The organism is Nocardia sp. CA-120079 (assembly GCF_050955745.1).
Classification (GTDB): domain Bacteria; phylum Actinomycetota; class Actinomycetes; order Mycobacteriales; family Mycobacteriaceae; genus Nocardia.
Genome location: NZ_CP192088.1, coordinates 2,211,288 through 2,224,561, shown reverse-complemented (window position 1 = coordinate 2,224,561; position 13,274 = coordinate 2,211,288). Strand labels below are relative to the sequence as shown.

General features: G+C 67.5%; 10 protein-coding genes. 2 read left to right on the top strand and 8 right to left on the bottom strand.

From position 1 onward, the window contains the following. Positions 1-99: 99 nt before the first annotated feature. The gene (locus ACQPYR_RS10250; protein ID WP_433630422.1) at positions 100-1,431 is read left to right on the top strand and encodes a PQQ-binding-like beta-propeller repeat protein; all 1,332 of its coding nucleotides are present in this window, start codon (positions 100-102) and stop codon (positions 1,429-1,431) included. Positions 1,432-1,775: 344 nt separating this feature from the next. Here ACQPYR_RS10250 and ACQPYR_RS10245 read toward each other — a convergent pair whose 3' ends face one another. From ACQPYR_RS10245 to ctaD, 8 genes are all read right to left on the bottom strand, one after another. Next, positions 1,776-2,933 carry a THUMP-like domain-containing protein gene (locus ACQPYR_RS10245; protein WP_433630419.1) on the bottom strand — a complete coding sequence of 386 codons (1,158 nt, stop codon included), beginning with the start codon at positions 2,931-2,933 and terminating at the stop codon, positions 1,776-1,778. Next, a complete protein-coding gene (locus ACQPYR_RS10240; RefSeq protein WP_387289492.1) occupies positions 2,933-3,910 on the bottom strand; it encodes a class I SAM-dependent methyltransferase in 978 nt (325 codons plus the stop codon). The genes ACQPYR_RS10245 and ACQPYR_RS10240 overlap by 1 nt, the downstream gene beginning before the upstream one ends. 920 nt (positions 3,911-4,830) lie before the next feature. Next, on the bottom strand, positions 4,831-5,607 hold the full coding sequence (locus ACQPYR_RS10235; RefSeq protein WP_433630416.1) for an enoyl-CoA hydratase-related protein: 777 nt from the start codon (positions 5,605-5,607) through the stop codon (positions 4,831-4,833). A gap of 18 nt (positions 5,608-5,625) precedes the next feature. Further along, positions 5,626-6,396: an NUDIX hydrolase gene (locus tag ACQPYR_RS10230; RefSeq protein ID WP_433635084.1), complete on the bottom strand. Its 771-nt coding sequence runs from the start codon at positions 6,394-6,396 to the stop codon at positions 5,626-5,628. 187 nt (positions 6,397-6,583) lie between these two features. Continuing rightward, positions 6,584-7,417 carry an ABC transporter ATP-binding protein gene (locus ACQPYR_RS10225; protein WP_433630413.1) on the bottom strand — a complete coding sequence of 278 codons (834 nt, stop codon included), beginning with the start codon at positions 7,415-7,417 and terminating at the stop codon, positions 6,584-6,586. Positions 7,418-7,801: 384 nt separating this feature from the next. Next, a complete protein-coding gene (locus tag ACQPYR_RS10220; RefSeq protein ID WP_433630410.1) occupies positions 7,802-8,605 on the bottom strand; it encodes a peptidyl-tRNA hydrolase in 804 nt (267 codons plus the stop codon). A gap of 193 nt (positions 8,606-8,798) precedes the next feature. After that, on the bottom strand, positions 8,799-10,022 hold the full coding sequence (serB, locus tag ACQPYR_RS10215; RefSeq protein ID WP_433630407.1) for a phosphoserine phosphatase SerB: 1,224 nt from the start codon (positions 10,020-10,022) through the stop codon (positions 8,799-8,801). Between the two features lie 235 nt (positions 10,023-10,257). Then, a complete protein-coding gene (gene ctaD, locus ACQPYR_RS10210; protein WP_063046341.1) occupies positions 10,258-12,000 on the bottom strand; it encodes an aa3-type cytochrome oxidase subunit I in 1,743 nt (580 codons plus the stop codon). Positions 12,001-12,318: 318 nt separating this feature from the next. On the opposite strand from ctaD, the gene ACQPYR_RS10205 reads away from it, so the two are divergent. Further along, positions 12,319-13,170: a VOC family protein gene (locus tag ACQPYR_RS10205; RefSeq protein ID WP_433630404.1), complete on the top strand. Its 852-nt coding sequence runs from the start codon at positions 12,319-12,321 to the stop codon at positions 13,168-13,170. Positions 13,171-13,274: the final 104 nt, after the last annotated feature.

Genomic DNA, 13,274 nt, shown 5'->3' with positions numbered 1-13,274 from the left:
GCGGCGGCGAACCTCCACGCGGGCGGTGGTGCGCGTACCCGGGGGTCGACACGCTTTCGGTCACGTCCCCAGCGGGCAACGACGACAGGAGTGCAGCAGGTGCGAAGCGGCGGCGTACTGGCCAACCCGGCGCGCGGGCTCACCCTGTCCCGACTGGGCGCGGCGGCGGCCATCGGTGCACTGGTGTTGACGGGGTGCGGTACCGACGTCGACGACATCACCGTCGGATCGGGCAAGGGCTGGACCACCGCGCACCATGACGGCCGCAACAGTGGCTTCAGCCCGGTCACCGGCTCGCGCAAACTATCGCTGAGTTGGTCGCGGCCAGTCGGTGGGCCGATCGAGGAACCCGTGACGCTCGGCCCGGACGGGCAAATGTTCGTCACCACCCTGACCCCGAGCAACTGCGCCATTCTCTCGCTGCAGATGCCGACCGGTCGCAAGCGCTTCTGTAATGCGCTGGGACCGAATGCGATCGCCGCGCCCTCGGTGGTCGACAGCGGCACCAATGTCTACGTCGGCGACGACAGCGGGGTCAGTGCGTTCAACTCGATCGGCCAGCCGCGCTGGCGGACTGCCGTTGCGGGCGTACCGGTTTCGGCGCAGTTCACCGGCGACGGGAATATCCTGACGGTCACCCAGTCCGGTCAGATGGATGTGCTGAGCCGCCAGACCGGTGAGCGCGTCGTCAGTACCGCCCAACTGCTGGGCGATCCCGACTTCCTGGAGTACCCCGATCTCACCCGACCCGCGTCCGGACAGGGTCTCGACGACTGCCCGAGCGGCGGGCCGCAGTGCCCGGTCGCCAATATCTCGCCGATCGAGGTGTCCAGCGGCCGCTTCTTCGTCACGCTGTGGAAGCCGGGCAAGCCGATCGCCGCACTGGTCGCACTTCGCTACGCGGACAATAAGATTCAGCAGGAATGGAGCGCGGACCTGCTCACCGACGGCAGCGCGACCAGCCCGACGCTGTCCGCCGACGGCCGGACCGTATACGTCGGCGACAATTCCAAGCGCCTCATCGCGGTCGACGCCGCCGACGGCCGGACCAAATGGGTGCAGCCGCTGGATTGGGCCCCGCGCGGCGGCATTTCGGTCTCCGGCGACGGCCTGATCATCCCAGCCGGCGACGACGGCCACCTGCTCGCCCTGCGCGACAAGGGCGACACCGCCGAAATCGCCTGGGAGCGTAAGGATCTCGCCCTGCGCGGCACCCCCGTCCAGACCGCAGGCGACACCGGCTACACCGCCGCCGCCATCGGCGACGGCATCAACCTGATCACCTTCGACACCAAGACCGGCGCAACCGTCGACTCGGACGTCCTCCCGGCTGCCAAGGGCACAACCACCGGCACCTCCATCGGCTCCAAGGGCGAGGTAGTCCTCGCCACCCGCATCGGCGAACTCTTCACCTTCAAACCCGAACAATAGCCACCCATCGAACCCCCGCCCCCCAAGCGAAGCACCAGCAAATAACGGCACCGGGTATACAGCGCGGTCCTAAACCCTTGATCACCATGCACTGGTGGCGGGAAACACCGAGAATGGCCCGCCACTATTACATGCTCGACGCACGCGAGCGGCGGGTGGGGTGCTGGGGGGTGTAGCGCGGTCTTGGTCCCTTGATCACGATGTGCTGGTGGCGGGAAGCATCGAAAGTGGGCCGCCACCAATACATTCTCGACGCATGCGAGCGGCGGGTGGGCACCGGCAAAGTCGACGGTGTTGGGGTCTCGAGGCCAGCGGGTGCGGGGGGCGGCGGAGTAATGGGGGCGTTAGGTGCAGAGGAAGGCGGCGGCGGTGCGGGAGAGGCGGGTGAGGATGAGGGTGTAGGGGTGGGTGCCGCGGAGTTTTAGGCGTTTGCGGAGGGCGTCGGGGTCTATGTCGAGGCCTCGGATGCGGATTTCCAGGGGGCCGCAGTTGCGGCGGGTTAGTTCTTGGCGGAGGGATTTTTCGCGGAATTCCAGGCGGTCGAGGATGCGGAAGCCGCGGACGCCGGGGGGGACGGTGTTGCCGGTCAGGTAGGCGATCTGCGGGTCCAGTTGCCAGAGGCCGTGTTCGGCGGCGTAGTGGCGCACCAGGCCTGCGCGGACGATGGCGCCGTCGGGGTCGATGATCCACTCGCCGGGGGGCTGTTCCGGAATCTCGTCGGGGGCGGCGTCGGTGTAGGTGACGGATTCGCCGCGGGAGGTGAGGACTGTCGCGCGGCGGGTGACGTCGCTGCCGGAAAGGCCCGGCGACCACAGGCAGGCCTCGCGGACCGCGCCGTCGAGGGAGACGACCTCGACCTCGCCCGGCCAGTCCAGGCGGTCGAAATCCAGTCCGGGAGCACACTTTACAGCCAGGTCACGGCCGGGATAGGCGGCAAGCAGATCCGGGAGCGGGGGTTGCAGTTTGGCCGGATCATGGGTGCGGCGACCATCCGCGCGGCGGGCCGGATCGGCGACGACGACGGTGCCGGTGCTGGTCGGGACGAGGGCATCGGCCTTGGCCAGCAGGACATTTCGGGATGCGGCGAGATTGTGCGCGGCCATGGACAGGCGCACGTCGTCGAGGTCGCTGCCGAGCACGACAGGGCAGGTGCGGGCCAGTTCGGCGAGTTCCGCGCCGATCGAGCAGGTCACATCGTGTACGGCACGTCCGGAGAGCCGCGCGGCGCGGTGGCGGGCGACCAGCGTCGGCGTCGCCTGTTGCAGCGCGTCATCGGTGAACAGCCACTGTTCGGTATCGACGAGCTTGGCCGCGGCACGACGGCGCAGACGCACCGTTTCCACCAGCGCGGCCGACCGCTCGCCGAATTCGCGACGCACCCGCTCCAAATCGCGCAGGTGCGTCGCGGGAGTCAGCTCCAGCCGATCCACCTCGGCCAGCGCGGCGCAACCCGCCGCGCTGCCGAGGAAGACGACATCCTCGCGGCCGAAGCGGTAACCCACTACTTGGCGGCAGCGCCCGGCTTCACGCCGGTGATCATGGCGTTGTAGAAGAACTGACGCGGCACCACGCGGCGCATGACGTTCTCGTCCAACCAGCTCAGCCGCAGCCACGCGCGGTACATGGCCATCCGGTAGCCCATGGTGAGCTTCTCGTCCGGGACAGCCGCCTCGAAGGTGCGCACCGGCCAGCCCCACAGCGCCGCCGCGAACTCCTCGGTGCTCGCCTTGACCTCGGTGGCGCCGGCGCGCCGGGCCATAGCCTCGAGGTCGCTCGGATCGAAGGTGTGCAGGTCGACGACCGCCTCCAGCGCCGCAGCGCGCGAGGACTCGTCCAGTTCGGCCTGCGGACGCCGCCAACCCGACAGTGCGGGCAGCTTGGTCACGGTGGTGGTGGCCTTCCAGGTGATGCGGCCGAGCCAGCGAGCGTAGAAGTTGCCCGCGGTGGTCGGTTCACCGGCGAAGACGAAACGCCCGCCCGGCTTCAGCACGCGCAGGCACTCCTTGAGCGCCAGTTCCACGTCCGGGATGTGGTGCAGCACCGCGTGCCCGACGACGAGGTCGAAGGTGTCGTCCTCGTACGGGATGGTCTCGGCGTCGGCGACCCGGCCGTCGACATCGAGCCCGAGGTTCTCGGCATTGCGCAGTGCGACCTTCACCATGCCCGGCGACAGGTCGGTGACCGAGCCGGATTTCGCGACGCCACCCTGCATGAGGTTCAGCAGGAAGAAGCCGGTGCCACAGCCCAGTTCCAGCGCGCGCTCGTACGGCAGCGGCGCGGGGCCGACCGCGGCGTCGAACCGGCCGCGGGCATAGTCGATACAGCGCTCGTCATAGGAAATCGACCACTTGTCGTCATAGGTCTCGGCTTCCCAGTCGTGATAGAGCACCTGGGCGAGCTTCGTATCCTTCAGCGCTGCTTCGACCTCGGCCTCGGTGGCATGCGGGTTCGGCGCCGGGTCATCGGGGTGGACCGTCATGGTGGGCTAGCCTAGCCAACCCTGCGCCGCACGTCTGCAGCGGACCAGTGAGTAGGACATGATTTCGCCCCCCGCACCCTCCCCCGAGACTCGTTCTGGTTCTGAACCTGACCGACGATCTACCTCCGCACCGCCACGTGTCCCAGATGCGGTCAGCAACCTGGGGCTCGAGTGGGACTCACGATCATCGAGTGCCGCGAAAGTCACACCATGCACCGACCAGGAACGTGTTCCTGTTTATCGTCCGCATCGGCACTCCGATCACCCAACGCCGACCCGACCGATCACGGCACCGCAGATCCTGACTACCGACCAGTAACAACAAGCAGGCCAAACCGAACCCTCAGCTGGTTGCGTCGGTGCCCGTCAGCGTCCGACTGCGGTTGCCGAACCTGGACCGTCGGCCAGGTACGACTAGTGCCAATGCGGGCCCCGGTGGCGAAGAGCGGGGCCCATTCCGTACGAGCACGATCGAGCCCGCCAGACCTGACCGGGCAGATCGACCGAGACCTCACGAACCCCACCGACGCGACCGAGCCGTGTGCCCCGTCAGCGCCCGATGAAAGTCGCCGAGCCCGGACCACCGGCCAGGTACGACTCGGTGCCGATGCGGCGGCCGTCAGTGGCGAAGAGCACGGTCCATCCGATGCGAGCACGATCGAGCCCGCCAGACCTGACCGGGCAGATCGACCGAGACCTCACGAACCCCACCGACGCGACCGAGCCGTGTGCCCGTCAGCGCCCGACGAAAGTCGCCGAGCCCGGACCACCGGCCAGGTACAACTCGGTGCCGATGCGGCGGCCGTCAGCGGCGAAGAGCACGGTCCATCCGATGCGAGCACGATCGAGCCGCCAGACCCACCTGGGCAGATCGACCGAGACCTCACGAACACCACCGACGCGACCGAGCCGTGTGCCCGTCAGCGCCCGACGAAAGTCGCCGAGCCCGGACCGTCGGCCAGGTACGACTCGGTGCCGATGCGGTGGTCTTCGGTGGTGAAGAGGGTGGCCCATTCGGTGCGGGCGCGGTCCAGGCCGTGGGGGCCTGCTTCGAAGACGGCTTTCGCGGCGGCGAGGGTGCGGGTGGGGCCGTCGGTAAATTGTTGCGCCCAGCGGATGGCGGCGGTGTAGACGTCGTCGGGGGCGGCGACCTCCTCCACCAGACCGAGGGTGCGCGCTTCCTCGGCCTCGACGAAGCGGCCGGTGTAGACGAGATCTTTGGCTGGGCCGGTGCCGATCAGCAGCGATAGGCGGCGGATGCCTGCGAGGGGAATGAGGCCCGCTTTGATTTGGGGCAGGCCGAGTTTGACGTTGTCGCCGATGATGCGGCGATCGGCGGCGAGCGCCAGTTCCAGGCCGCCGCCGAGGCAGTAGCCGCTGATCGCCGCGACGGTGGGCTGGGGCACCTTGGCCAGGCAGCCCAGTGCCGCCTGCAGATCGGCGGCCATGGCTTCGGCCTGATCCGGGCCGAGCCCGGACAGTTCGGCGAGGTCGTCGCCCGCGCAGAAGACCCGCTCGTCGCCGTAGACGACCAATGCCGCGACCCCGGGGTGTGCGGCGACAACCGCCGCCGCCTCGGCCACCTCACGGACCAGCTGCGCATTCAGCAGGTTCAGCGGCGGACGGTCGATCCGGAGGACGGCAACGCCACGGACGGCGGGATCCTCGGGCAACTCCAGGGTCACGAATTCGGCCATGGCAGGAAACCTACTGCCTCATGGACGCGCGGATCCCCTGAGCCTGCTGGTATCCGGCAGTGCGGCGAAATAGCGCTGGTTGTCCGGGAACTGGAGCACCTGCCGCCCGCTGTCCCCGGTGAGCACCGGCATGATCGGTTCGATCACCCGGTCGATGGCCAGAATCTCCGCCGTGGAAGCGAATTCGGCAATGGCGTCGAGCTGCGACCAGGTCGGCGGCAACAGCACATCGGTGCCCGCCCGCCAGCGGTCGAGTTCGTCCGCCGCGGTGCGCCATTGCACCTCGGCCGCCTCGGTGGTAGCGCCGTCGGCCAACTGCCCTTGCGGCAGCACCGCGACGAAGAAACGGGTGTCATAGCGCCGCGGCTCGATCACCGGGGTGATCCAATTCGCCCACGGCCGCAGCAGATCCGCGCGCAGCACCAGTTTCTCTTCGGCGAGGAAGTCGGCCAGCGACACTTCGCGCCGCTCCAGTCGAGCCCGGGCATCGTGGTAGCCCGTGGTATCGGAGACGACGGTGTCGGCCGTCGTCCCGGCCAGCAGTACCCCGCACTCCTCGAAGGTTTCGCGCACTGCGGCGGCGACCAGCGCCTTGGCCCTCGGCTCGGTGGTGCCGAATTTCGCCGCCCACCAAGCGGGTTCGGGTCCGGCCCATTCGATATCGGCGGTTCCGTCCGACGGATCGACACCGCCGCCCGGGAAAACGGTCATGCCGGCGGCGAAGGCCATCGCCCCGACCCGGCGCTGCAGGAACACCTCGGGCCCGGTGGCACCGTCACGCACCAACATCACCGTCGACGCGTCCTTGAGCGGCGGAATGGGCTCCTGCGCGTTCGTCTCACTCACGACTGCGCCTCGCTGACGCTCGGCTCCGTCGTGCGCGATTGCACGCTGTACTGATGGTTCACTCGCTGACGCTCGCTCACTCCTGCACCCTAACGCCTGCTTGCTTTACGCCGTAATCCCCATCACGGGCTCAGCGCGAACGGTGCCGCCCCAAGCGACGCGCGCGCCGCGCGAAGTACCGGCCATCGACGCGATCCAGCGCGATCGACTGACGGAAGGCCTCACTCAGGTTCTCGGCAGTGAGCACATCCGGCAACAATCCCTGCGCGATGACCGCGCCCTCGTTCAGCAGCAGGCCATGGGTGAAGCCCGGCGGAATCTCCTCGACATGGTGGGTCACCAGGACCATGGCCGGGGAATCGGGATCCGAGGCCAGATCGCCGAGGCGCTCCACCAACTCCTCACGGCCGCCCAGATCCAGACCGGCGGCGGGCTCGTCGAGCAGCAGCAGCTCCGGATCGGTCATCATCGCGCGGGCGATCAGCACCCGCTTGCGCTCCCCCTCGGACAACGTCCCGTAGGTGCGATCGGAAAGATGTTCGGCGCCGAGGCTTTCGAGCATATCGATGGCGCGGTCGGTATCGACATCGTCGTAACGCTCGCGCCAGCGACCGAGGACCGCGTAACCGGCGGAAACCACCAGATCGCTGACCTTCTCGTCGCGCGGAATCCGGCTGGCCACCGCGGCCGAGGACCAGCCGATGCGCGGTCGCAGCTCGTTGACATCGGTTTTGCCGATGACTTCACCGAGCAGGTGGGCGATGCCCGAGGTCGGATGCACTTCGGCGGCGGCCATGCGGAGCAGCGAGGTCTTGCCCGCGCCGTTGGGTCCGAGGACAACCCAGCGTTCGTCGAGCTCGACCTGCCAGGTGACCGGGCCGACGAGGGTGTGACCCGAGCGTCGGATGGTCACGTCGGTGAAATCAATGAGCAGATCGGGATCCGGTTGCGGCACGGGCTCCATCTTGGCTCAAATGCGCTGTGTTCGTACGACCGACCCATGCCGGTAGCCACGACGTGGCCATTCGCCCGCCACGACGTGCCTGCGCGGACGGTGCGCGCACCGCTCCCGGCGGATTTTTCGGCGGCTCATCGGTGGAGCGGAACATCCGCGCGACGATCAGCGCCAGCGGAATCGAACAACCTACCCAAACGGCGAGTATCACCAACAGCGTCGTCATCATGATGGCCTCCGGCGAGTGGTCTGCGGCGGTCCTATTGCGTCGAACGTACCCAGATCGGGCTCGGGTGAATCCCCTTAGCGCCGAACAGCGAAACATCTACACCGCGTAATCGCTTGCGGAACCTGCGGTGTAAATCGGATGCGAGGCAATTCACCCCCAGCCGATCAGTATTGTCCGGGCACCGCGATCACAGTCATCGAGCCCGGAGCGACCTCGGTGAAACCGGCGTCGCGCACCGCGACCGCCTGCCCGCGAGACACCTGCTCGCACAGCGACGCCCACTGCTCCGGTCCGGATTCGCGCACCGCGCATCGGAACTCGCGCTGCGACCACCGCAGTGCCTCGTCCACGGTGAGCGCACCGGCTAGCAACATACTGGCGTGACCGACCTGGGCGGCGGCCTTGCCGAGGGTCATACCGAGCTTCGCATTCACCCACAGCACCGGCAGGTCGGGATCGGCGGGTCCGGGATCGTCGTGTTCGAGGTCGGTGCCGTTGATCTGCAGCCGCCTGATCCGCAGATCGACCTCGCCCACCCGCCCCGGCACGAATGCCCGCGCCTGCGCACCGTCCACCTCGACGGTCACCCCGTCCACCTCGTTGGCGGCCAGCCACTGCGCACCACGCGCCCGCCGCGCCACCTTGCGGATCCGCGACCGCTTCCAGGCCAGGAACCGCTGCTCCCACTCCCCGTCGGGCCCGACCCGCTCATCCAGGCACAGCGCCACCGTGGCCGCCGCCGCGGCCTCCAGCAGCGCACCGCGCCGCGGCGGATCGATCTTCGGAATGTGCAGCACCATCTGCATGGCCTGCACCATGGCGGGATCCTCGGGATCGCCGAGACCGCCGTAGCCGCGAGCCAGCTCCGCATGCCGAATGCGGAATCCCGCAATGCCCGTGGACAATTCGGCCTCCGCCGCGTCACCGCTGTCCCGGACTCCGGCAGTGCCCTCCGGGAAACTCGCCATCACTCCACCTTGATCGTCGATGAAACCATTTGTGCGGGGTCGGCTCCGACCTTCGGCCGCCGGACGTATGACTGCAAGTTTCGTGAGGCCCGCCGCATTCCCGATAGAGGTTTACCGGACTCGCGCCGTTCACCGATGATCAACTCCCAGCGCGCCTACCGAGCCGAATGGGCCGGTCCACCCACTGACGGCATCAACTGCCGACGAGCGGGACGCGACGGATTCCGCCGTCGCGGGCGTCGGCGGCCTCCACCTCGTCGCGGGTCACGCCGAGGATGAACAGGACCGCGTCCAGATAAGGATGCGATAGGGCCGCATCGGCGACCTCGCGCAACGCGGGCTTGGCATTGAAGGCGACGCCGAGTCCGGCCGCATTGAGCATGTCGATGTCGTTGGCGCCGTCGCCGACGGCAACGGTCTGCTCCATCGGCACGCCGGCCTCCGCCGCGAATTTACGCAACGCGGTGGCCTTGAAGGCGCGGTCGACGATTTCGCCGACCACCCGGCCGGTCAGCTTGCCGTCCACGACCTCGAGCGTATTCGCCTGCACGAAGTCCAATTCCAGTTCGTGCGCGAGCGGTTCGATCACCTGACGGAAGCCGCCCGATACCACACCGCAGCGGAATCCGATGCGGCGCAGGGTTCGAATGGTGGTGCGCGCGCCCGGGGTCAGCTCGATCCGGTCGGCGACCTCCTCGATCACCGATTCGTCCAGCCCCTCGAGGGTCGCCACCCGCTGACGCAGCGATTCGGCGAAGTCGATTTCGCCGCGCATGGCCGCCTCGGTGACCTCGCGGACCTGATCCTCCACCCCGGCGTGCGCGGCGAGCATCTCGATGACCTCGCCCTGGATCAGGGTCGAATCGACGTCGAAGACGATGAGCCGCTTGCCACGGCGGGCCAGCCCGGCCCGCTCCACCGCCACGTCCACCTGTTCGGCGACCGCGACCTCGGCCAGCGCGGTGCGCAGGCGGGCATCGGAATCGGGGCCGGTGTCGGTCGCGGTGACCAGGAGTTCCATGCCGGTCACCGGGTAGTCGGCAATGCCGCGGATGGTGTCGATATTGGCGCCGAGCGCCGCGAGCTGACGGGAGACCGAACTGAATGCGCGCGCGGTCACCGGCGCGCCGAGGATGACCACCGCATGGGTCGACATCGGCTGCCTGCCGATCTGTGCGTCGACCTCGACGTCGACATGCATGCCGACGGTATTCATCGCCTCTTCGAGCTCGTCCTGCAGCGCCTCCGGATCGCTCGGGCAGGTGACCAGCACGCCGAGGGTCAGTCGGCCGCGGATGACGACCTGCTCCACATCCAGCAGGCTCACGTGATGCCGCGACATGGCCGCGAGCAGCACGGAGGTCACACCGGGCCGGTCGGGTCCGGTGACGGTGGCGAGGACGGTGGTGTCGGCCAACTGAGCTGCTCCAAGTTAGTTGTTTGCCGGCGCTGTGCTGGACCCCGATGTCGCAACGCTCCGGTTGGTGCTTCTCCCACAAATGAGTGTGCACCCACTGATGATCAGTAGGTGCACACTCATCATGGCGACGCTACTGCATTGCCGGGTACCTCTCTGCCGGACAATGTAGTTGCTCACTCACCTGGTGAGCTCACTCTCTGCGCGCTTGGACGGACGAATGTCCGGCCACCGCCTAGTGCTTTGCCAGGGCGCCTTCGTGCACCTCGGTGGCATGTTTGCCCGAACCCCAACCGACATGCGCCTCGGCCCGCATCCGCTCGACCATGTGCGGGTAGTGCAGCTCGAAGGCGGGACGCTCGGACCGGATGCGCGGCAGTTCGTAGAAGTTGTGCCGCGGCGGCGGGCAGGTGGTGGCCCACTCCAGCGAGTTACCGTAACCCCACGGATCGTCCACGGTGACGACCTCGCCGTAGCGGTAGCTCTTGAAGACGTTCCAGATGAACGGCAGCATCGACGCGCCCAGGATGAAGGCGCCGATCGTGGAAATGGTGTTCAGCGTGGTGAATCCGTCACTGGGCAGGTAGTCGGCGTAGCGGCGCGGCATGCCTTCGGCGCCGAGCCAGTGCTGCACCAGGAAGGTGGTGTGGAAGCCGATGAAGGTGGTCCAGAAGTGCCACTTGCCGAGGCGCTCGTCCAGCATGCGTCCGGTGATCTTCGGGAACCAGAAGTAGATGCCGGCGTAGGTGGCGAACACGATGGTGCCGAAGAGCACGTAATGGAAATGTGCGACGACGAAGTATGAGTCGGTGACGTGGAAGTCCAGCGGCGGCGAGGCCAGGATGACACCGGACAGACCGCCGAACAGGAAGGTGACAAGGAAGCCGAGGGAGAACAGCATCGGCGATTCGAAGGTCAGCTGGCCGCGCCACATGGTGCCGATCCAGTTGAAGAACTTCACACCGGTCGGCACTGCGATCAGGAAGGTCATGAACGAGAAGTACGGCAGCAGCACGGCGCCGGTGGCGTACATGTGGTGCGCCCACACCGCGATCGACAGCGCCGCGATGCCGAGGGTCGCGTAGACCAGTGTGGTGTAACCGAAGATCGGCTTACGCGAGAAGACCGGGAAGATCTCCGAGACGATGCCGAAGAACGGCAGCGCGATGATGTACACCTCGGGGTGGCCGAAGAACCAGAACAGGTGCTGGTAGAGCAGGATGCCGCCGGTGGCCGGATCGTAGATGTGGCCGCCGAGGTGGCGGTCGTAGGCCAGGCCGAACAGCGCGGCGGTCAGCAGCGGGAAGGCGAGCAGCACGAGCACGCTGGTGACGGCGATGTTCCAGGTGAAGATCGGCATACGGAACATGGTCATACCGGGGGCACGCAGGCAGACCACGGTGGTCAGCATGTTGACGCCACCGAGGATGGTGCCCAGACCGGAGACCGCGAGGCCGAGGATCCACAGGTCGGTGCCGACGCCGGGCGAGTGCAGGATGTCGGTCAGCGGGACGTACGCCGTCCAACCGAAGTCAGCGGCGCCACCGGGGGTGATGAAGCCCGCGGTCGCCATGGTCGCGCCGAATGCGTAGAGCCAGTAGCTGAAGGCGTTCAGTCGCGGGAAGGCGACGTCGGGTGCGCCGATCTGCAGCGGCAGGACGATATTGGCGAAGCCGAACACGATCGCGGTCGCGTAGAACAGCAGCATGATCGTGCCGTGCATGGTGAACAGCTGGTTGAACTGCTCGGGGGACAGGAACTGCAGGCCCGGCCGGGCCAGCTCACCACGCATCAGCAGGGCCATCAGACCACCGATGAGGAAGAACGCCATCGAGGTGGTCAGGTACATGACACCGAGGACCTTGGGGTCGGTGGTGGTGACCATCTTGACGATGAACGAGCCCTTCGGCCCGGTCCGAGCCGGATACGGCCGAGTCGCTTCCAACTGAGGGACTGGCTTTGGCTCTACGGCAGTCACTGATCCTCCTGAAAGGTGCCTTTAGGTCGCTCCGCAGGCTCCGCTGCTCGCATCCGCCCCACTACCGGGGACAGACGAGGAGTTCGCTTGCGCTCCTGAGATCGTAAACCGTGCTGCGACAGCCATCCGCACGGGTCCTACTCTGTGTCGTATTTCGCGGTATGGGCGACGCCAACCCACTGATCCGGCGACCATCAAATCCCGCACCTTGTGCGCCGACCGTTTCGAGCGACCTGCAAGCAGTCGCTAGCGATGACTTTCCCAGGCAGCCGACGTCTCTATCGGTGACAGTGATCCACTCTCGCAAGGAGACCTTTGATGAGTACTGCATCGCGTAGCGATTCGACGAGGGGCGGCGGTCGGGCGACGGGTGGGCCCGCACCCAAGACCGGCGATCCCTGCTGGGTCGACATCTACACCTCTGATCCAGACCGGGCCATCGCCTTCTACGGCCAGTTGTTCGGCTGGACCGCCGACCGCGCGGACGACGAGTTCGGCGGCTACATCACCTTCCGCAAGGACGGTAAGGCCGTCGCGGGCGGCATGGGCAAGACCGCGGACGGAGCCGAGGGACCCGATCAATGGACGGTCTACCTCGCCTCGCCCGATGCCAAGGCCACCGCCGATGCGGCCGCCGAGCACGGCGGCGCGGTCGTCGTGGCGCCCATGGATGTGGGCGATCTCGGCGCGATGGCCGTGCTCGGCGATGTCGGCGGCGCGGGCGTCGGCATCTGGCAGACCGGCACCTTCGGCGGATTCGAGACCATCGGCATCGCCTCGGGCGGCACCTGGAGCGACCACGTCGGCATCCCGTCCTGGTTCGAACTGCACACCCGTGACTACGCCCGCTCGCTCGACTTCTACCGCGAGGTCTTCGGCTGGAGCGATACCTTCGCCATTTCCGACTCCCCGGAGTTCCGCTACACCACCATCCATGCCACCACCCCCATGCTCGGCGGTGTCATGGATGCCTCGGCCTTCCTGCCCGAGGGTGTACCGGCGGGCTGGACCGTCTATTTCGGCGCCGATGACGTCGACGCGGCCGTCGCGAAGGTCGTCGAACTGGGCGGCACCGTGCAGGCCCAGCCCGAGAACACCCCCTACGGCCGGATCGCACAGGTCGCCGATCCGACCGGGGCACGGTTCAGCATCGGCGGCAACGCCGCGTAGCCGATCCGACGACCGCGCGGAATCCGCTGTACGACAGCGGAATTCCGCGCGGTCGCGAAGGCGGCCCGGATGCGATGTGCACGCGGCGGTAGCCTTCGCGTCCC